The 19,700-nt window shown below is 64.6% G+C and carries 18 protein-coding genes; 7 read left to right on the top strand and 11 right to left on the bottom strand.

All coding sequences use genetic code 11. The features are described 5' to 3' along the window. Positions 1–113 precede the first annotated feature (113 nt). Entirely contained in the window at positions 114–2,345 is a 2,232-nt protein-coding gene (locus GXY33_12430) for a hypothetical protein (GenBank protein NLX05938.1), read from the top strand. 2 nt (positions 2,346–2,347) lie between these two features. Here GXY33_12430 and GXY33_12425 read toward each other — a convergent pair whose 3' ends face one another. Both GXY33_12425 and GXY33_12420 read right to left on the bottom strand, forming a co-directional pair. Beyond that, complete coding sequence (locus GXY33_12425; GenBank protein ID NLX05937.1) at positions 2,348–2,500, bottom strand: hypothetical protein; 153 nt, start codon at positions 2,498–2,500, stop codon at positions 2,348–2,350. Beyond that, positions 2,500–4,053 (bottom strand): sodium:solute symporter family protein, encoded by a 1,554-nt coding sequence (locus tag GXY33_12420; protein NLX05936.1) that lies wholly within the window; start codon positions 4,051–4,053, stop codon positions 2,500–2,502. The genes GXY33_12425 and GXY33_12420 overlap by 1 nt, the downstream gene beginning before the upstream one ends. 199 nt (positions 4,054–4,252) lie before the next feature. Between GXY33_12420 and GXY33_12415 the strand changes: the two genes are divergently transcribed. After that, positions 4,253–5,023: a zinc-dependent peptidase gene (locus GXY33_12415; GenBank protein NLX05935.1), complete on the top strand. Its 771-nt coding sequence runs from the start codon at positions 4,253–4,255 to the stop codon at positions 5,021–5,023. An 88-nt stretch (positions 5,024–5,111) separates the two neighbouring features. Further along, entirely contained in the window at positions 5,112–5,429 is a 318-nt protein-coding gene (locus GXY33_12410) for a hypothetical protein (protein NLX05934.1), read from the top strand. Between the two features lie 241 nt (positions 5,430–5,670). On the opposite strand, the gene GXY33_12405 is transcribed toward GXY33_12410, so the two are convergent. Further along, positions 5,671–6,423, bottom strand: a complete 753-nt coding sequence (locus GXY33_12405; GenBank protein NLX05933.1) for a hypothetical protein — start codon at positions 6,421–6,423, stop codon at positions 5,671–5,673. Positions 6,424–6,533: 110 nt separating this feature from the next. Here GXY33_12405 and GXY33_12400 point away from each other — a divergent pair, with 110 nt between their 5' ends. Continuing rightward, positions 6,534–7,979, top strand: a complete 1,446-nt coding sequence (locus GXY33_12400; GenBank protein NLX05932.1) for a DUF2029 domain-containing protein — start codon at positions 6,534–6,536, stop codon at positions 7,977–7,979. Here the strand turns inward: GXY33_12400 and GXY33_12395 are convergent. After that, positions 7,885–8,481, bottom strand: a complete 597-nt coding sequence (locus GXY33_12395; GenBank protein NLX05931.1) for an ATP-binding cassette domain-containing protein — start codon at positions 8,479–8,481, stop codon at positions 7,885–7,887. The genes GXY33_12400 and GXY33_12395 overlap by 95 nt on opposite strands. Before the next feature lie 465 nt (positions 8,482–8,946). Between GXY33_12395 and GXY33_12390 the strand changes: the two genes are divergently transcribed. After that, positions 8,947–11,142 (top strand): ATP-binding cassette domain-containing protein, encoded by a 2,196-nt coding sequence (locus tag GXY33_12390; protein NLX05930.1) that lies wholly within the window; start codon positions 8,947–8,949, stop codon positions 11,140–11,142. Between the two features lie 83 nt (positions 11,143–11,225). After that, positions 11,226–11,636, top strand: a complete 411-nt coding sequence (locus GXY33_12385) for an HIT family protein (protein ID NLX05929.1) — start codon at positions 11,226–11,228, stop codon at positions 11,634–11,636. On the opposite strand, the gene GXY33_12380 is transcribed toward GXY33_12385, so the two are convergent. Beyond that, entirely contained in the window at positions 11,527–12,792 is a 1,266-nt protein-coding gene (locus GXY33_12380; GenBank protein NLX05928.1) for a glycosyltransferase family 4 protein, read from the bottom strand. The two genes, GXY33_12385 and GXY33_12380, sit on opposite strands and share 110 nt — an antisense overlap. A gap of 262 nt (positions 12,793–13,054) precedes the next feature. Between GXY33_12380 and GXY33_12375 the strand changes: the two genes are divergently transcribed. Beyond that, a complete protein-coding gene (locus tag GXY33_12375; protein ID NLX05927.1) occupies positions 13,055–14,041 on the top strand; it encodes a lysophospholipid acyltransferase family protein in 987 nt (328 codons plus the stop codon). Here the strand turns inward: GXY33_12375 and GXY33_12370 are convergent. The 6 genes from GXY33_12370 to GXY33_12345 all read right to left on the bottom strand — a co-directional run. After that, positions 14,038–14,193, bottom strand: a complete 156-nt coding sequence (locus GXY33_12370; GenBank protein NLX05926.1) for a hypothetical protein — start codon at positions 14,191–14,193, stop codon at positions 14,038–14,040. The genes GXY33_12375 and GXY33_12370 overlap by 4 nt on opposite strands. A 126-nt stretch (positions 14,194–14,319) precedes the next feature. Continuing rightward, entirely contained in the window at positions 14,320–14,949 is a 630-nt protein-coding gene (locus tag GXY33_12365; protein ID NLX05925.1) for a ribose-5-phosphate isomerase, read from the bottom strand. A 27-nt stretch (positions 14,950–14,976) separates the two neighbouring features. Further along, complete coding sequence (locus GXY33_12360; protein ID NLX05924.1) at positions 14,977–16,461, bottom strand: CoA-acylating methylmalonate-semialdehyde dehydrogenase; 1,485 nt, start codon at positions 16,459–16,461, stop codon at positions 14,977–14,979. Between the two features lie 79 nt (positions 16,462–16,540). Continuing rightward, a complete protein-coding gene (locus GXY33_12355; protein ID NLX05923.1) occupies positions 16,541–17,485 on the bottom strand; it encodes a transketolase family protein in 945 nt (314 codons plus the stop codon). A 21-nt stretch (positions 17,486–17,506) separates the two neighbouring features. After that, entirely contained in the window at positions 17,507–18,283 is a 777-nt protein-coding gene (locus GXY33_12350) for a transketolase (GenBank protein NLX05922.1), read from the bottom strand. Between the two features lie 112 nt (positions 18,284–18,395). Next, the coding region (locus GXY33_12345) for a thiamine pyrophosphate-binding protein (protein NLX05921.1) at positions 18,396–19,700 on the bottom strand (1,305 nt) is incomplete at its 5' end.

The raw sequence follows: 19,700 nt of genomic DNA, 5'->3' as shown, positions 1-19,700 counted from the left end.
GACGGAGTTGGTTTGACAAATGGCGGGTGAACCCGCGGCTTCGCCGCGGAACCACCCGCCCTACCATCGAATGAACCTATGTCGAGCATTCACACTATCTCTGGAGGACTTCGGTGAACAAGGTTTTGTGCGCGGCGATCGTGTTGTTGGCAACGGGCATCGGTTCGGCGGTGACTTTTCGTAACATCGGCCCGGGCGGCGGCGGGACGATGGGGGCGATGGCGGTGGACCCGTCGAATCCGGACGTTGTCTACGCCGGCCTGGACTGCGGCGGCTTGCACGTGACGACCGACGGCGGCAAGAGCTGGGCCAACGCCAACGCGGGCATCGGCACAGCCGGCGAAACGGCGGGCAACTGCGTCAACGCCATCGTCGTGCTGCCGACCGGACGCGCGGTCGTGGGAACGGATCGCGGGCAGATCTGCGTGTCCGACGATCACGGCCGGTCGTGGACGAAGGCGGCTGAGAAGCTCGGGGCGCTGAACCTGCTGGTTGTCGACCCGAAGGAACCGAGAACGGTCTATGCCGCCAATTCAATGCACTACGAATGGCGGCCGGCGGACTTCGAGCTCAAGACGTTTGCGCCGCCGGCGGATGGGAAGGCGGCGTTCGGGCCGCGTGTCTACGTGAGCCGCGAATCGGGCGAGCCTGGTTCGTGGAAAGTGCTCAATACGAGTGAAGAACGCAACATCCCGCCGGATGCCCACGTGTTGGGCCTAGCCGTCGATCGTGAGGACACAGCGTTGATGTACGCGACGACGGACTACGGGTTGTATCGAAGCGTTGACGGCGGCGTACGCTGGGAGTCGATCCAGGCGGGACTCGGCGAGTCGCGGGCGCGGAAGGTGCTGACGGTGGCCGGTAAGCCAAAGGTCGTCTACGCCACGGTGGGCGGCGGCACACTGCGGCCGGGCGTGTATCGGTCCGACGATGCCGGCGCGACGTGGACGGGCGCCTACGAGGGCATACCGGAAGACCCGCACCTGTTCGCCCTGGCCGTCGATCCGGTCAATCCGCAGGTCATCTACGCCGGCTCGCGCGAGTGGTGCCGGCCGCTGTATCGAAGCACCGACGGCGGCGCGAGTTGGGCGATCGTCATGAGCCCCGAGATGGTGGACCCAGCCGTCAATGCCATCTGGCATGGAGACCGAAATCACACCTCGGTCGGCTGCGATATCTGCCCAGCGGGTGTCGATGGCGACAAGGACGGGTTATCCGACGTCATCTACGCAGCCAGCGACAACTTGGGCGATATCAAAAAATCCTCGGACAACGGCAAGACGTGGCGTCAGATCGTCTCGGACAGGAAGGTCATCGACGGACACGAGTTCTGGTCCGGACGCGGCGAGATCGAGCTCCTCTGCTCGCGCCGGATCGTGGTCGATCCGCGCGATCCGAACCACCTGTGGCTCTCGTACTACGACTGGGGGCTGTTCGAGAGCGTCGACGGTGGGAAGTCGATGCGCCTGGCGTTCGGGCCGTGGGTGGCCGCCGAACTGATCGGCTCGACCCGCGGCGTGGCGCTGGACCCGGACAACCCCGACATCGTCTACTGCGGCAACGCCTACGGTGGGACGGGCGAAGGCGGAGTGCTGACGAACCTTAACGGCCAGGGCTGGTGGATCATCGGAGGAAGGAAGAAGTATGCCGCCGCCCTTCCCAACTCAGCCGTGCTCGACGTGGCGATCGTCAAATGGCAAGAGGGCGAACAGGCCCAGAAATACCTTTACGCCACCTCCGGCCAGCACGGCGTCTATCGGATGGACTTTCAGAAGTTCGATGATTTTCGGAAGGTCGCCGACGGCCTCCCAAAGGAAGGAAAGTTGGTCTTCAACTTCATGACCGCCTGTCGCGGCGCGTTGCCGCTGTACGTGGCCACGGACGACGGCCTGTTTCGCAGCGACGACGGGAGCACCTGGAAATCGCTGGCGGCTCAGGGGTTGCCGCAGGGCGCAGCCAGGCATGTGATCTGCCTCGTGCCGGACCCGGCCGACAGCCGGCGGGTCTACGCGACCGTGATGAGAGGCTTTCGAACCGATCCGATCGAAGGCGTCTACCTCAGCGAGGACGGCGGCGAGAAATGGAGCAGAATCGCCCACGTGCCGGTTCCGTTCGAGATGGACCTGGACGCCTCGGGCGAGCGGCCGGTGCTATACGTGGCGAGCCAGTGCGACGGCGTGTACCGGGTGGCGCTGGATGCCGAGGGCAAGTGGCAGGCTTCCAGGTACGGCGATAAGTCGAACGGGCTGGACGGCTTGCGGGTCTGGGGCGTGACGGTGGACCCGCACAATCCCAAGCGGATCTACGCCGGCACGCACGGAACGGGCGTGTTCGTCGGCGAGTAGGGCTACGGTTCGCGGCGGTTGTGCTGGGCGTTGAGCGAGCGGAACAGCGAGCGGATGTCAAACGCGCCGCCGATGGCGACCACGATTGCGATCACCGCGAAGAGGCCCAGGCCGACGATCAACGTCAGCGTCCAGAGGTTCAGCCAGAAGTCCATCACGCAGCCTCCTTTCGGCGGTCGGGAAACAGCAGCGACCCGACGAACATGACCGTCACCGCCAAGGCGATGGTGAACAGGCCCACCCACTCGGAGCCGACGGTGTCCTGGAAACCCAAGCCCGCCACCAGGGATTCGAGATTCAAGTGGATGATGAGCCAGGTCTGGAGCGGCTTGAGCCCCAGCAGAGCGACGAAGCCGCAGACCAGGGCGCCGTAGGCGCCGACCGTGCTGGCGCGTTTCCAGTAGAGCCCGGCCAGCAGCACAGCGAAGGCCCCGGTCGAGTAGATCGCCCCGGTGATGGCCATGTAGTCCCAGAGGTCCTGCTGCATCGCGTACCAGAGCCCCCATACGAGCAGGAATACGCCGATCAGAAAGATGAAGATGCGGGTCCAGACGATGCGGGCCTTGGTGGTCATCCGGTCGCCGAGGATCGGAGCCAATACGTCCTGGGTAAGCACGGAACTCCAGCAGAGTAAGTAGCTGTCGTGGGTGGACATGAAGGCGGCGAGCATGGCGGCGGTCACCAGGCCCAGGAGGCCGGCGGGCAGGATGATGCTCAGGAAGACGGGCATGGCCTGTAGACTCAGCTCGCTGCTGATCTTGCCGGTTTCCGGGAAGAAGACGGCTTTGAGGTCCGGATGCTGATAGAGGAAAACGAACGCGCAGATGCCCCAGAAGTAGGGGACGAGGAAGCGGATCAGGAAACCGACCGACGACCAGATGTAGATGCGTTTGACAACCTTGACGCTCTCGGCTGAGCAGGCCCGCAGGACCGCGGTCTGCCAGATCGCGCACGAGACCAGGCCGAGGAAGATCATCCAGACCACGTAGCCGGCGCCGAAGCCCTCCTCGTGGAACGGGTTGAAGCCCGCTTCGCCCTTGAGCTCGTGAACGGTGTTGACGATGTTGTCCCAGCCGAGGGTGCTGAGAGCCATGGCGCTGGCGACGAAGATGCCGACCGCCAGGACGACGAACTGGATGTAATCGGTGACGACCACCGAGACCATGCCGCCGAGGATGGTGTAGAAGAGCACCAGGGCCAGCAAAACGGTCATGACGATGTTGAGGTAGGTTACCGATTCGAGGCCGGTGATGCCGGTGACGAACCACGAGCCGGCCTTGAGGAACATGCCCATGTTCAGGATGCCCGCGAAGGCCAGGACGATTCCGCCGAAGACCCGCACGCCGCGGCTGAAGCGCTTTTCGTAGAATTCGGGAATGGTCATGACCTCGAGGCGGCGAAGGGGCACGACGATAAAGCCGGTCAGGCCGACCACCAGCGTGACGATGGCGGCGACCACCGCGATGTGGAACGCGGCGAACCCGCCGGTAAAGCCTTTCTGGGCGGAGTACATGACGGTGACCAGGCCCATTTCGGTGCCGATCATGGTGGCCAGGCCCAGATAGGTCTTGAGGGCCCGGCCGGCCACCACGTAGTCGGTCATGCTGGCGATGTAGCGTTTGACCAAAAGCCCGATGACCACCGACCCGGCTAGGTAGGCAAAGACGATGATCCAGTCGATGGTGCTGAAGGTTACGTGATCCGACATTTGCGTTCCACCCTTCGCCGTTTGGCTTCATCGGGACCGATAGGGACTCGGCAGCCGTATGGATCTATGCTTCCATCGAGACTGAGTGTAGTCCTTGTGCATCGAAAGTCAATGGCGTGCATGGGGTTCCTCGGACGGCTGGGAACCGGTACAATTCGGACGGACAGGAGCATCTCGAAACGGATGGATGGAGATGGTAATGGGATGGCTGAAGCGCTGGCGGCGGGCGCGGGTGACGGGCCGCGAGTTTCCCGCTGGGTGGCGAGCGATCATCGAGCGGAACGTGCCGTATCGGCGGCTTTTGCCGGAGGCGGAGCGCGCGGAGTTGGAGCGGCACGTGCTGGTGTTCCTGGCGGAAAAGTCGTTCGAAGGGCTTGACGGCCAGGCGATCACCGATGAGGTGCGGGTGACCATCGCAGCCCAGGCGTGTCTGCTGCTGTTGCATCGTCGGACGGATTACTTTCCGGGCATGCGAACGGTGCTGGTTACGCCGCGGGTCTACGAGCGTGAGGACGAGAGACATCTGGATTGGGGGCTGGTGGAGGAGGGCGTGGCGGAGTTTTCGGGCGAATCGTGGCATCGCGGTCCGGTGGTGCTGGCGTGGGACGACGTGCTCGACGGCGCAGCCGACATTGACGACGGGTTTAACGTCGTGCTCCACGAGTTCGCCCATCAGATCGACGCGACGGGCGGCCAGGGCGACAGCAGCGCGGTGCTCCAGGGCGGCGGCTTTGCCGCGTGGGCGGCGGTGCTCGGGCGGGAGTACGAGCGCTTCGCTGCGCACGTCCGCCGCGGCCGACGGACGCTGCTCGACGAATACGGAGCCGAGGACCCCTCCGAGTTCTTCGCCGTCGCCACCGAATACTTCTACGAGAAGCCGGTGGAGCTGTCGCAAGAGCACCCGGAACTCTACCGTCAGCTCAGCCTGTTCTACGAACAGGACCCGAAGGCGTGGCGGACAGGTTTGTGAAATACTGTGGCGTGTGACTGTCCACACGGTTGCCGTCTGAACGAGAAAGCGGTAAGATATTCTCTGGATACAAGTGGAGGACGGTGGCATGAGCGATCAGGCGTACTTTTTCCTGCTGTTTCTGGTAATCCTCTGCGGGGTGGTTGCGCCGGCCTTTGCCTGGACGGCCTTTGTACCGAAGCTGCGAAACCGGGCGCTGGGCGGGCTGGTGGTCGTGTGTGTCGTGGGCGTGGCGCTTTCATTTCCATTTCGAGCCACCCAGGAGATGTGGTGGCTGCCCACACTGGCGGTGTTGTACTTCCCCCTGGTGGTCCTGGCTGCGATCCTTCACGGGGTTTCCGTGCTGATCGAGGCTTGCGCATCAGCAGTTGAAAGCAAACGTATTGTCCAAGGAGATTCTGAATGACTCGACGCGCGGCGGGAGTAGCGTTTTGTACGCTGGCCTTCTTTGTGTTTTCCTTGCGGTATTTCATCGCATTGCTCGTCGGATCCAGACTCCAATCGTGGGATCCAAACCTATTTGCACACACGCTGGTTCAGACCGGTGGCATGCTCTGGGCTAGTGGCTTTTCGTTCATCTTGGGAGTACTCTACCTGTTCCTGGCCGAGTTTGCGGGGCCACGATCAACGGAAACCGGGAAGTAACGCTACACCCGCGTTCTTTTCCAAATGAAGTACGCGGGTTGGGCGAGGGCGTGTTGGGCGAGGCGGGGGAGAATCCAGGGGAGGTCATGTTTGACGGCGGAGGAGTAGGCGCCCTGGCGGGGGTTCAGGAAATGTTCGTGGATGCGGCGGAGGATGAAGCGTTTTTCGATCGGCGGGAGGGACTCGACGTGGCGGATGGCCCGCGGGGTGTCGAGGAGGATTGGCGGGGTGAGGCCGACGTGGGTGAGGGCGGCTTGGAGCGCGGCGCGGTTGCGGCTGGGCGGGCCGTCGATCCTTTTCATGCCCGCCTTTTCGAAGAAGGGGTTGATTGCGCCCATGACGGCTGAGGCTTCGACCCAGGGCGTTCCGGCGTGGGGCAGGGTGTGTCGGACGAGGGCGGCGGCCAGACCGAGCGATCGGAATCGCGGGTCGATGATTACGCGGGCGATGGTGCGCAGTTCGCGGTTGAGCTTCTTGGCTCGGGCAGCGCGGTCGGCGATGCGGAAGCGGTCGGCGGTGGCCAGGTCGCGAAGCGGGCTGTTGACCGGGGGCAGGCCGTAGACGACGATGCCGACCAGCGTATTCGAGTCGGGTCCGCGAGGCAGGTTGGTTGCGTAAAGGCCGAAGCATCGGGCGACGGGACCGGGATTGCCGCTTCGGTAGTGGAAGCGGGCGAGCTTGGCGTAGTCGCTGAACGGGCAGGGCCGGATGGCGAAGCGAAACGGCAGGTTCGATCCGAGGTGGACGGTTTTCATTTGTTGGCTGTCCGGTGCGGGTGATAGGATGACGTTGCGGGCGGATGGAATGAGTATCTGGAATTGCGAGTAGTCACGTGGACGAATTGCATCAACGACGGCGCATTCTTATGGAGCGGACGGCGTGGCTGGCTGTCGGGGTGGTGGTGTTCAGCGGGATATGGGGCGGGTTGTTTATTCGCGGGCTGAATCCGGGATTTGACTGGAAGCTCTTTGTTGAGGGCTGCCGGTACTTCTGGGAGCATCGGGGCTTCGGCGGGCAGGGGTGGATGTTCGGCTATACGCCGGGCGGGTTCTTCTTTTTGATGCCGTTTACGGTGTGGCTGACCTCGCCGTGGGGGCTGTTGCTGCACGTGGCGGGCAACGCGGCGGCGGCGATCGGGTCGGTGTGGGTGGTGCACCGCTGGTGGACCGGCGGGCGGCTGGGCGGCGGGATCGTCTGGCCGGTGCTGCTGGTGGCGATCAATATCCAGCAGGTCTTGCAGATGAACCAGTTGTCGCTGTGGGTGCTGGTTTTGTGCGCGGGCGGGTTGGCGCTGGCGGGCCGCGGCTGGCCGTTTTGGGGCGGGGCGCTGATCGGTCTGGCGGTGGCGATCAAGGTAATGCCGCTGGTGCTGTTGGGGTACTTCGGCTGCCGGGGCCAATGGCGGGCGTTGCTGGGCGTGGCAGCGGGCGTGATCGCCCTCGACGTGGTTCCAAGCGTCCTGTTCCTCGGATACGACGGAGCAGCGGTGGAGCATCGGGCGTGGCGGGAGCGGAGCGGGTGGTATTCGCCGACGGCGCAGATTTACGAGCCGCTGCGGCTGGGCATTTATCACCATCGTTCGAACTTTTCGTATCCATCGGTGCTGGTCCGGTGGCTGCGGGGTCTGCCGGAGGTCGAGGAGATGGTGGTGTTGCGGGGCGATCCGCCGGCGGAGGCGGTTGAGGCGGCCCGGGCGGGTCTGAGGGGGAACCAGGCGCTGGTGGTCGATCCGTTGCCGTTGGACGGCAAACCGTGGGCCCGGCAGGTTTTGCCGATCAGCCGGAGCGTACCGCGGTGGTCGGCGGCGCGCTGGCCGGCTGAGCGGGTCTGGTGGGTTTGGGCGGCCAGTGTGGGGTTGGGCATGGGGCTGCTGGCGGTATGGACGTGGTGGACCGGGCGGATCGGGCAGGGGCGCGACTGGCCGGCGGCGAGCGCGGCCTGGATGCTGTCGATGTTCTGGCTGACGCCGCTGATGATGAACTACTACCTGGTGCTGGCGTTTCCAGCGATGGCGGTGGTGTGGCTGGAGCTGGTCCGCTCGCGGCGGAAGACGCCGGGCCGCTGGTTGGCCATTGTGGGCCTGGCGGCGTGGGTGGTCGGCGAGGCGTGTATCGGCTGGCGCGATGTCCGGTGGTATGGTGTGCATTGGGTTGTGCTGGCGGTGCTGGGGGCGGCGGTGGTCTGGGCGTGGGCCCGGCAGCTTGGGTTGTCGGTGGTCAGCGAGGCCGGTTCCTTGCCGGCGGCGGCTGAGCGCGTGGTTGAGCGGGATTCGGATCGGCGGCGCCAAGCCGGATGTGTCGGTCGGGTTTGAGGGCGTCGATGAAGTCGTCGCGGGTGGCGGCGAGGAGAAATGTCTTACCGAAGCGGTCGGCGAATCGGCGGGTGTTGTGGGCGACCACGAAGGCGGTGACCGGGTCGAGGTTCTCGAGGAACGCATCGGCGACGATCAGCCGCGGGCGGCGGGCGAGGGCCAGGGCCAGCCGGAACCGGTAGCGCTGGCCTTCGGAAAGGCGGTCGGGGGTCTGGAGGAGAATAAAGGCGTCGGCCAGACCGGCCAGCGAGAGGTAGTGCAGGGCGCGGGGCACCGACAGGCGGAAGTGCTCGGGCAGGATGCGGTCGCGACGGAGGCGGAGACGGTTAAGGTCGACGCACGGCCGGACCCGGCGGCGGACGATCCGCAGCAGGGTCGATTTGCCCGAGCCGGATGGCCCGGTGACCAGCACGATGCGACCGGGATCCAGGCCGAGTTGCAGGTTGTCGAACAGGCGCAGCGTCCGGGCGCCGTCGCAGGTCAGGCCGAAGGCGGCTGCGATCTGGACGGCGGCGGGCGAGGCGGGCGGATCGACGGTCAGGTGAGAGCTGACGGACAGCCACGGCGAGGCGGCGACGGCATCGGTCCGCTGATCGGCGGTTCGGACTGACTTGGTCGTTGTCAACTTGGCCCCTCCTTTTCTAATAAAGATAGCACACGTTTCGGGATCGGTGGGGGTTTTATAACCACGGCCTGCGCAACCACTTGGGATCGGCCTGCTTTGGCGGAGCGACGGGCGTGGAGAGTCCTGGAGGAAAGGGCTGCAAAAGTCTGCGGGCTTCGGTGTCGGCCGTAGAAAACTCTATCGGTTTCCTGGCCGGGTCCGGGGGGCCAGCGGGGTCTTTTGGGGTTTCAATTTGTCGGGTTGCGGCTTAGAATCTGCAAGATTATCCAGCGGCAAGATAAAATGGATAGTTTTGGCCGGATGGAGAATGTCCGGATCGACGGCGAGTAGGAAAGGCTTTTGATGGGTCAAGAGAAGAAGACGCGGTGGAGAGAGCTTCGGGAGATGCGGTATTTCGGCCGGGTGCTCCGGCTGGTGTGGCCCCATCGCAAGTATTTGTTTATCGCCGTGGTGGCGATGATCGGGGTGGCGATCAGTCTGACCGCGAGTTTGTTTTCGCTGTATCCGATCCTGACGGTGATCATCGGGCAGGAGTCGATCCCGGAATTCGTGGACCGGCTTTACGTCCAGGACCGGCTGGGGGCCGATCTGGCGGTTCGCGACACGCAGGGGTTGGATATTGCGAAGATGGTGGGCGAACGGGCGGCCAAGGTGGTCAAGGTCAAGCCGGGCCGTCCGCTGATGGAGGCGGGGGTTCAGCCGGACGACTACCTGAACGGGCTGGCGGAGGCGCCGACGGTGCGGGGTCGCGATCTGATCCGCCGGCTGGCCGAGACGCCGACAGAGGAACAGGTGCGTCTTTTGGTCTGGACGCCGGGCACGTCGGCGAGCCGGCCGGTCTCGGTGGCGCTGCGTGAGGCGGCGATCCAGTACCAGTGGCTGCGTTGGGGGCTGGCGAAGTTCAATTTCGCCGATCGGGCGGAGCAGACTCTGGAGGCCCGGATGGCGGACCGCCGGCGGATTCTGGCGATCATCCTGCTGGTGTTCTTCGGCATTCAATTGCTCGGCAATTTGTGCCGGTTCGTGGGCGAGTACTACGGGGCGGTGGTGGGCGGCCGGACGATGATCGACCTGCGGCGGATGATGTACGCCAAGGCGATGACGCTGCCGGTGGGGTTCTTCCAGACCCGCGGCATTTCGGACACGATGAGCCGGTTCACGCAGGACACGCAGGACGTGCTGCGGGCGCTGAACACGGTGTTCGGCAAGGTGCTTCGCGAGCCGCTCAAGGCGATCGGGGCGTTGGGGGTGGCGGTGGTGCTGGAGCCTCGGCTGACGCTGATGCTGATCGTGATCGCACCGATCGCGGTGCTGCTGTTCCGACAGTTCGGCAAGCGGATTCGGCGGGCGAACGAGAAGATGCTGGCCGGTTACGGGATGCTGATTTCGGCGCTCAAGAGCACGCTGCTGGGCATCCGGGTGGTCAAGGCGTACACGATGGAGCACCAGGAGCGGAAGCGTTACTTCAAGGTCGAGCGTCACATCCTCAAGAACCAGTTGCGGATCGAGAAGGTCAACGCGACGAGCAGTCCGGCGCTGGAAGTGCTCGGGATCGGAGCCGGATGCATCGCGGTGTACATCGTGATGCTGATGATCATGCGGGGCAGCGTGCGGCAGGAGGAGCTGTTCACGCTGCTGGTAGCGCTGGGCATCGTGCTGGATTCGGGGCGGAAGATGTCGAACGTCTACACGCAGCTCCAGCGGGCCAACGCCGGAGCCAAGCGGATTTTCGAGCTGATCGATCAGCCGTCGGAGTTCGATCTGGCTTCGGGCACCGAAGAGGCGTTTCCGCCGAAGCGCCGGATTCTGTTCCAGGACCTTGTGTTCCGCTACGACGGTTCGGAGCATGCGGCGTTGGACGGCGTGACGCTCGAGGTGCCGTCGGGATCGGTGGTGGCGGTGGTCGGGCCGAACGGATCGGGCAAGACGACGCTGGTTTCGATGCTGCTGCGGTTCTATGAGCCGAAGAGCGGCCAGGTGCTCTGGGATGACGAGAAGCTTGAGAACTTCGCCCTTCGGTCGTTGCGCCGGCACATTTCGTACGTATCGCAGGAGACGGTGATTTTCGCGGACACCATCGCCAACAACATCGCCTATGGGCGGCCCGGCGCCTTGCGTGAGGACGTCATGGCGGCGGCCCGGCAGGCGCACGCGGATGAGTTCATCGAGCGGCTGCCGCGGAAGTATGACACGGTGGTGGGCGAGCACGGGGCGACGCTGTCGGGCGGTGAGCGCCAGCGGTTGGCGATCGCGCGGGCGATTCTGCGCGATGCGCCGGTGTTGATTTTCGACGAGGCGACCAGCCAGATCGACGCGGAGAGCGAGAAGAAGATTCAGGACGCGATCGACCACTTCATGCCGGGCCGGACGGCGCTGGTGATCGCGCACCGGTTCAGCACGATCAAGCACGCGGACATGATCGTGGTGATGGACCGCGGCAAGATCGTCTCGTCGGGCACGCATCAGGAGTTGATCGAGGCGTCGCCGCTGTATCAGCAGCTCTACCAGACGCAGCTTCACGGTCTGCAGGAGCAATAGGACGGGAGGCTGTTGACTTTGGCGGTGTGGGCGGTGATAAGGGGTTGGGGCGAGGGTCGCTCCGAGGAAACGGGAGGTGTGCCATGGCGTGTATTTTCTGCAGGATTGTCGCGGGCGAGGTTCCTTCGCTGAAGGTCTACGAGGACGACTCGGCGCTGGCGTTTCTGGATATCGGTCCGCTGGCGGAAGGCCATGTGCTGGTGATTCCCAAGCGGCACTACGAGCGGCTGGAGGAGATGCCGGCTGAGGAGGTCGGCGCGGTAACGCGGCATCTGCCGGTGCTGGCCAAGGCGGTGCTGAAGGCGACCGGGGCTGGGGCGTACAACGTGCTGCAGAACAACGGCGAGGTGGCCGGTCAGGCGGTCGGGCACGTGCACTTCCACATCATTCCCAGGACATCGGGTGACGGCCTCGGCTATCGGTGGAACGCCACGTCGTATGCAGCGGGGAGGGATCGACAACTGCAGGAAGCGATTGTCTCGGCGCTGGGCTAGGGGCGGACGCGACCGGGGCCGGCGCGGGATGCGGGGCAGCGAGGATCTGGCGGTACAGGTCGAGATAGTCGCGGGCGATATTGGGCCAGTCAAACCGCTGGGCCTCGGCGCGGGCGGCGGCGGCCATCAGCAGATAATCGCCGTCGGCGAAGCGGATCAATTCGCGGGCGAGCCGGTCGGGCTGATCGGGCGGGATCAGCCGTCCGGTGCGGCCGTCGGCGATCAGTTCGCAGAGTCCTCCAACGCCGGACGCGAGGATCGGCTTGCCGCAGGCGAAGGCCTCCAGCGCCACCAGCGGCATCGATTCGGTGCGCGACGGCATCACCAGGAAGCGGCAGTTCTGCAGCAGCCACTGTTTGAACTCGCCGCAGACCAAGCCGACCATGTTGACCGATGCGTCGAGGTCGCGGCTGCGGATGTAGCCCTGAAGCTGGTCGCGGAGCGGGCCGTCGCCGGCCATAACCAGTCGCAGATCGCTTCGGCCTTCGCTACGAATTCGGTCCATCGCCCGCAGCAGGACGTCGACGCCCTTCTTATGGGTCAGGCCGCCCAGGTAGAGCACGAACGGCTGACCGTAAGGAACGGGCCAATCGTCCTGGTGCGGAGTCGGCGCGTTGAGCTCCTCGATGTCCACACCGTTGGGGATTATCGCGATCCGGTCGGTTCGGCCGGCGAGGATGTCCTGGACCAGCCGATGCATGTGCGAGTTGATGGCGGTGACCCGTGAGGCCTGGCGCAGGCAGGAGGTAATCCGTTCCCAGATGACCGGCAGTTGGCGGTAGCGGCAGGTCGGCCGGACGTCGCTGCCATGCGGCGTGATCACCACGGGCACGCCGTGCTTCTGGCCGAATTGGGTGGCGACGTAACCGGCTGGGTAGACCAGGTGGCAGTGGATCAGGTCGAAGCCGGTCTCGCGCCAGGCCCGTTCGAGGGCCTGATGGATGGTGCGCATGCCCAGCGAGAAGTGGAACGACCAGGGCCGGCGGTAGCGGAAGATCGGGTAGGGCTGCTGGTCGTCAGCCGGCGTGCCTTTGCCACGCCGCGGCCACTGCGTGACCACGCACGTGCGCACCGACATCCGCCAGTAGTGCCTGGCCAGCGATGCGACTACGGTTTCCACCCCGCCGATCTTGGGCAAGAACGTCGGCGTCAGCAAGCATACATTCATTGGCGCCAAACCCACAGAGACCCGAGCCTGGTGTTCTTTTGCACCTCGTTGACCACCATTATGCGCGGAAATTGCGCCGACACAATGAAAAACATGCCGGGTTGGCGGTGGAACGCGACGGGATGCGCCGTGTGTTAAGGATTTTGGGCGTGAGCACTTATGGAAGATCGCGGCGGCTCAAGTGGAGGTTGACGCCTTGAACCATCGGAGCGGGGCTGCAAAGCGTAAGGTACGGGCGTAGAATGGTGCTATGGGCCGCACGACGATGGACGGGAAGGCGATGGGCGTATCGGCGCGACTGCCGCGGCTGGTGGTGTCGGCGGGAAACGTGTACCGCCGGGCGCTGGCGGCGGTTCTGGGGGTGCTTGGGCCGGAGGTCGCGTATGCGATTACCGAGCGGATGTCGTTGTGGCTCTATCGGCTTTTGGATCCGCTGCGGTTGACGGTGGAGGCCCAGGCGCGGGCGGCGTTGGGTGATCGATTATCAGCGGATCAGATCGATCGGATCGCCCGGCGGTCGGTAGTGCATCGGGTGTGGAACCTGGTGGATCTGATGCTGGCGGATCGGCTGCTGCATCCGGGAACGTACCGGCGGTACGGCGGGCAGTTGGCGGAGCCGCATCGATCGGAGTTGCTCGATGCCCACCGGCGGGGACAGGCGGCGATCCTGGTCACGTGCTACTATGGGCCTTACGATCTTCTGCCGGTTTTTTTGGGGTACAACGGGGTGCGGGCGACGGCGGTGTATCGGCCGCACGAGAATCGGAGCTATGACGCGTACCGGCGCCGCATCCGCGCCCGCAGCGGATGCCGGCTGGTCGAGGTTCCGGACGCTTTGGCCCGGGCGGAGCAGGTGTTGGGGTCCGGCGGGATGTTCGCGCTGGTCGCGGACCATCAGGCGCCGCGGCATGGGGTGGAGACGACGTTTTTGGGGCTGCCGACGGTGGCGAGGCGGACGGTGGGGATTCTGGCCGTCCGCCATGGAGCCGACGTAGTGGTGGCGGGCATTCGGCGGACGGGTCGGCCGTTCCGCTTCGAGATCGTGGTGGGCGAAACCATAGAGAAAGAGGAATGGTCCGGGCAGAGCGATCCGGTGGAGTACATCACGCGACGGTATCTGCGCGGTCTGGAGCGGATCGTACTGGAGGATCCCAGCCAGTATCCGTGGGGGATTCCGCGTTGGGGTCAGGACCGGCTGGCCCGACTGCTCGGCGATATCGCACCGGCGAACGCCTAGCTGGTGTCGGCGAGGTCCGCGATGCCCAGTCCCAGTTGCAGCGAGCCGGTGATGACATCGCCGACGCCGGCGACCGCTTTTTCACTCAGCGGTACGCCCAGCAGAAAGGCGATCATCGCCGCCATGTAGAACCTGATTCTGGTGAGCCTCATGGCTTTCTCCCGGCCGCAGGGGCCTTGGTTCCTGCGACTGACGTAAGTATAGACGGCGGTGGGCGATATGTAAAGAGGCAAGCCGGGCAGGGGCGATTCGGCTGTTTAGTTCGCCGCGGCGCGAGGCTACATTCGCGACCGGAGCGCCGCTTGCAGCGTGGGGTCGGCGATCGAGTCCACGTCGAGCAGTTCGGCAATGCCGGGGTAAGAGAGGGCCGGTCGCACCACGGATTCGTCCAGCGTGCGGAGGATTTCGGCCATCGGCTTGTGCGTATCGGCTGAGATCTTGGCCAGCGTGCGGCGGCTTTGCTGCTGGGATTCGCGGCGGTGAGGCGGATAGCCGGCGCCGAATTGCTCCAGAGAGAAGAGCCGGTCGAAGATGAACCGCAGATTCACTTCACCGGCCCAGCCGTAGCCGAAATTCAGGGCCAGCGAGATGCAGTTGCCGCCGTTGATCTGCCCGAAGAGCCAGGCGTCCAGCGGGTTCTGGATCAAACCGCAGCAGACGTTGGGATACTGGAGGGCTGCGTTGAGGAACCCCTGGCCGGTGCCGCAGCCGCCGACGACGAGGTCGGCGCGGCCCGCATTCAGCAGCAATCCGGCCAGCAAGCCGGTGTGGATGTAGGTCAGTTCGGGCGAGGCACCGTTCTGGGTCATGCCGGCGTTGATGATTCGATGGCCGCGGCCGTCGAGGGCGGCCAGGATGTCCTTGTTCCTGTCGGCGGCGCTGGTTTCGCAGATGACGGCGATGTTCATGACGGTCCTTTCGTTGGTGGCGGCTCTTTATGATTCCTCGGGCCAGTAGCGTTCGGTGATGGTCTTGTCCTCGGTGAAGAAGTTGATGATGGCTTTGCCCTGGGCTTTGATGTCGGCGAACTGGGAGGCCTTCATGCCACCGAAGGGCAGGTAGGCGACGGGCGCGGGGATGCCGACGTTCACGCCGATCATGCCGCACTCGGCCTCCAGCTTGAACTTGCGGGCCCAGTAGCCGTTTTGGGTGTAGATCGAGGCGCCATTGCCGTACTGATGATTGTTGATGATTTCGATCGCTTCGTCAAGGCTGTCAGCTTTGAGGATGACCACGACGGGGCCGAAGATTTCGGTGCGGTGGATTTCCATGCCCGGTTTGACGTCGGTAAAGACGGTCGGTCCGACGAAGTGGCCGTTCTCACAGCCGGCGACTCTGACGTTGCGGCCGTCGAGGGCGAGGGTCGCCCCTTCCTTGACGCCCTTGTCAATCATCTCGAGGATGAACTGCTTGGCCCTGGCGGAGATGACCGGGCCCATCAGCATCGGTTCCTCGGCGTATTTCGGGTCGAGCGGGTTGGCCATGATGATTTTCTTGGAGTCCTCGATGAACTTCCGGCAGATCGTCTGGTAGGTCGCCTCGCCGACTCCGATGATGGCGGACGACGCCATGCACCGCTGGCCAGCGCAGCCGTAGCACGAGGTGATCATGTTGCGGACAACCTCGTCGATTTTGGCGTCGGGCATGGCGACCAGGTGGTTCTTGGCCCCGCCCATCGCCTGGAATCGCTTGTTGGCTTTAGCGCACTTTTCGGCCACCTGGCGGCACGTGGGAGTCGAGCCGACCAGCGAGACGCCGCGCACCTTTGGATGGTCCATGAACGCGTCCGCGACCGTCCGATCGCCGTTGACCAGGTTGTAGACGCCCGGCGGCAGGCCGGTTCGGTCAATGTAGTCGGTGATGAGTTGCATCGTCATCGGCACCTGCTTGGAGGCTTTGACCACGAACGTGTTGCCGGTGGCCAGGGCGTAGGGCAGGAACCAGAACGGCACCATGGCGGGGAAGTTGAACGGGGCGATCATGGTGAAGACGCCCAGCGGCAGCCGTAGCACTTCGCCGTCGATGCCGAACGAGCAGCCGACCAGTTTGTCACCTTGCTGGAGCACCGGCATGCCGCAGGCGACTTCGCAGTTTTCCAGGACGCGCTTCATTTCGGCGCGGGCGTCGGAGAGGGACTTGCCCATTTCGGCGACGAGCGTCCGGGCGATGGTTTCCTCGTTATCCCGCAGCAGTTCCACGAGCCTATAGAGCGGCTGAACGCGGCGCGAGACCGGAGTCTGACTCCACGACCTGTAGGCCTCGGCCGCGGCGTCGATGGCGCGGTTGGTCTCAGCCGCCGTCGAGAGCGGGGTCTCGGCCAGGGTCTGGCCGGTGCTGGGGTTTTCGACCGGAATGTAACCTGAGTTCTCCGGGTCGATCCACTTGCCGTTGACGTAATTTCGCATTCGCGTTGGAGCCATGATTTGTCCTTTTCTGGATGGTCGTTGGAGCCATGATGAATGCACAGCCGGTCGGCATCGCTAACTCAGACGGCCGTTGTCATTGGTCGGCGACGGCCTGCTTGGCCGCTGCGATGATGTTCTCCACATTGACGCCGAATTTGCTGAAGATCGCCTCGTTGTCGCCCGATTCGCCGAAGCAGTCGGGAAAGCCGAGTCGCGTGAGGCGGCATGGTGCGTATTCGGTCAGGACTTCGGCGACCGCGCCGCCGAGGCCGCCGAGGCGGCTGTGGTTCTCGACCGTGATGACCCGGCCGGTTTCGCGGCTGGCGGCGACGATGGCCGCCTCGTCGATCGGCTTGATCGTGGGCATGTGGATCATTCGGACCGCGATGCCTTCCTTGTCCAGTTCCCTCGCCGCGGTCAGGGCTTTGGGCGTCATCATGTCGGTCCCGATGATGGTCAGGCGGCTGCCCTCGTGCAACCGGTACGACCGGCCGATCTCGAACCGGTGCGCTGCGTCGAAGATGACCGGGACCGGGCAGCGTATCGTCCGCACGTACACCGGGCCTTTGAACGCAGTCGCGGCGTGGACCGCCAGTTGCGTTTCGTACGGATCGCCCGGGCAGATCACGGTCATGTTAGGCATGCACCGCATCACCGCGATGTCCTCCACCGACTGGTGGGTGGCGCCGGCTTTACCGGTGGGAATGCCGCCGTAGGCCCCGTTGAGTTTGACGTTCATCCGCGGGTAGGCGACGCTCACCCGCACCTGGTCGACCGCTCGCTTGGCCAGGAACACCGCGAAGGTCGAAACCCACGGAACAAAGCCCAGCGTGCTCATGCCGGCGGCGGCGCTCACCATGTTCTGCTCGGCGATGCCCATCTGGTAGAAGCGGCCGGGATACGCCTTTTTGAAGGCGACGGTCTGGGTGCTGGCGCAGACGTCGGCGTCGAAGACGACCACTTCGGCGTTTTGTTTGCCGAGTTCGACCATCGCTTCGCCGAAGGCCGCTCGCGGCGCCACCATGTCACCAACGTTCATCGCCATGCTTGGAGACCCTTCCTATGCACTGCCTTCGATTTCGGCGAGGGCTTTTCGCCTCTCGTCATCATTGGGCGCCTTGCCGTGCCATTCGTATTTGCCTTCCATGAACGAAACGCCCTTGCCCTTGACCGTTCGGGCGATCACCGCCACAGGTCCGTCGGCTGCCGATTGCTTCGCCTGTGCCAGGGTTGAGACGACCTCCTGCATGTCGTGGCCGTCGCAGGTCAGCGCCCGCCAGCCGAAGGCCTCCCACTTGGCGGCGAACGGTTCGAGACCCAGAGTCTCGGCCACGGTGCCGGCGAGTTGGACGCCGTTGCAGTCGACGATCGCGATCAGTCCGCGCAGCTTGCGTGCTCCGGCCCACATCGCCGCCTCCCAGACCTGCCCTTCCTGACACTCGCCGTCGCCGAGCAGCACGTAGACGTTGAAATCCAGGCTGCGTCGTTCGCCGCCAAGGCGCATGCCGATCCCGGCGGAGAGTCCTTGCCCCAACGAGCCGGTGGACATGTCCACGCCCGGCGTCTTGAGCATGCACGGATGGCCCTGGAGCATCGAGTCGATCCCGTCGAATTCCCGAAGCCGTTCCCGCGGGAAGTAGCCGCGTCGGGCCAGCGTGCAGTAGTAGCCCGGACTGGCGTGGCCCTTGCTGAGGATGAAGCGGTCGCGTTGCGGCCATTCCGGACGGGCTGGGTCGATCCGCATCAGCTCGAAATACAGCGATACCAGGATTTCGACCTCCGAGAGCGAGCCACCGGTGTGGCCAGCCCCGGCGTCCGCGACGGTGTTGATGATCATCCGACGGATTTCGCGGCAGATGCTTTTCAGTTCATCCGTCCGCTGCGCCGACTGCTTGTCCTTTTCCGATAGACCTTTCACCGCGTGAGCCTCGCGTTTGTGGTTTTGGTTGCTACGTTCCGATCTGGTGGCGCAGGGCCTGGACCTCGTGGCACCAGTTGCCGACGTTCCACCGTCCGAAGACTCCCATGCCGCCGAGTTCGTCTTCGCCGAAGTAGACCGGCACGTGGATCAACGTCAGGCCTTTGTACGCCTTTGCCTCGTTCAGTTGTTTGACCAGTTCGTCCGTGCCGCCGTCCACGGTCACGCCGCGGACGCCTTTGACCGAGCGGGCCCACGCGGCGTAGTCCACTTCGACCGAATCACTGCTGGCGTAGACGTTGCCGTACTGGGCCGTCTGCAAGCCGCTGATCGCGCCCATCCGCCGATTGTCCAGCAGGACGATGCAGCCGATCGCGCCGTGCTCGACGGCGTCGATCAGGATCTGCGGGTTCATGGTGAACGAGCCGTCGCCGGAGAGGGCCAGGCCGAAGAATGGTTGGTCGGCCACTGCGGTGGTCAGCAGGGCGCAGACGCCAAAGCCCATGTAGCTGGCCCCGGTCTCGGTGAAGGTCTGGCCAAGGCGCTCATCCTCGACGATCTGAAAGCCGTTGGCCTGAACGTCGCCTGCGTCGAAGAACGTCACCGCTCCGGCCGATCGCGCCCAGTCGGTGGCGGCTTTGATCGCCGCCGGCTGGGTGAGCACCTCTCGCTTCCAGACCGGATCGAACAGCCGCGCGGCGCCGTAGCGTTGGGCTTTGAACGCTTCCCACTCCCGCTTCTTTTCGGCGCAGGCTTGGAACCACGGCGTGGAGCGGCTGCCCTTGTTGACACCCTTTGCGAGGAGAGTCTGGCACAGCTTTTCCAGCGTCGCCTTGGCGTCGCCCACCATGCCGATGGTACGGCCGTAGTGCATGGCCGTTTCGGCGTCCGCGTCGATGGCGATCACACGCCGCACCTTCGGGTATCCGGTGCGCGAGCAGTCCGACTGGCAGACGAAGCGCGTTCCGATCGCGACCAACACGTCCGCTTGATCCATCGCCCAATTGCCGCACAAGCTGCCTTTGGATCCGCCCACCGTCATGTTGCGCGGGTGGGCGTACGGGATGACGCCGGAGACGAGCGGACTGGTGACAGCCACGCCGTCGGTCAGCTCCAGCAGTTCCTGAACTTCACGGCCGGCGTGACGGGCGCCGCCGCCGACCTTGACCACCACGCGGTCGGCGGTGCGCAGGATCTCAACCGCCTCGCCGTAGCGTCCGTCGTCCGCCGCCGGTCCGAGTCGCGGCGGCGATCCAACCGGCAACTCGTCGAGGTTGAACCCTTCGATCACGCAGCACTGGGTGTTCATCGGCATCAGCAGGAAAAACGGCCCGGC

It is taken from the genome of Phycisphaerae bacterium, from assembly GCA_012729815.1.
Classification (GTDB): Bacteria; Planctomycetota; Phycisphaerae; order JAAYCJ01; family JAAYCJ01; genus JAAYCJ01.
This window is presented reverse-complemented; position numbering and strand designations above follow the sequence as displayed.

Coding starts and splice junctions, on each gene's coding strand:
- GXY33_12410 (NLX05934.1), top strand. CDS start 5,112: ATGAGCGATCAGGCGTACTTTTTCCTGCTGTTTCTGGTAATCCTCTGC.
- GXY33_12355 (NLX05923.1), bottom strand. CDS start 17,485: ATGAACGTTGGTGACATGGTGGCGCCGCGAGCGGCCTTCGGCGAAGCG.
- GXY33_12405 (NLX05933.1), bottom strand. CDS start 6,423: ATGAAAACCGTCCACCTCGGATCGAACCTGCCGTTTCGCTTCGCCATC.
- GXY33_12385 (NLX05929.1), top strand. CDS start 11,226: ATGGCGTGTATTTTCTGCAGGATTGTCGCGGGCGAGGTTCCTTCGCTG.
- GXY33_12360 (NLX05924.1), bottom strand. CDS start 16,461: ATGGCTCCAACGCGAATGCGAAATTACGTCAACGGCAAGTGGATCGAC.
- GXY33_12420 (NLX05936.1), bottom strand. CDS start 4,053: ATGTCGGATCACGTAACCTTCAGCACCATCGACTGGATCATCGTCTTT.
- GXY33_12350 (NLX05922.1), bottom strand. CDS start 18,283: ATGATCATCAACACCGTCGCGGACGCCGGGGCTGGCCACACCGGTGGC.
- GXY33_12365 (NLX05925.1), bottom strand. CDS start 14,949: ATGAACATCGCCGTCATCTGCGAAACCAGCGCCGCCGACAGGAACAAG.
- GXY33_12370 (NLX05926.1), bottom strand. CDS start 14,193: ATGAGGCTCACCAGAATCAGGTTCTACATGGCGGCGATGATCGCCTTT.
- GXY33_12400 (NLX05932.1), top strand. CDS start 6,534: ATGGAGCGGACGGCGTGGCTGGCTGTCGGGGTGGTGGTGTTCAGCGGG.
- GXY33_12425 (NLX05937.1), bottom strand. CDS start 2,500: ATGGACTTCTGGCTGAACCTCTGGACGCTGACGTTGATCGTCGGCCTG.
- GXY33_12415 (NLX05935.1), top strand. CDS start 4,253: ATGGGATGGCTGAAGCGCTGGCGGCGGGCGCGGGTGACGGGCCGCGAG.
- GXY33_12390 (NLX05930.1), top strand. CDS start 8,947: ATGGGTCAAGAGAAGAAGACGCGGTGGAGAGAGCTTCGGGAGATGCGG.
- GXY33_12375 (NLX05927.1), top strand. CDS start 13,055: ATGGGCCGCACGACGATGGACGGGAAGGCGATGGGCGTATCGGCGCGA.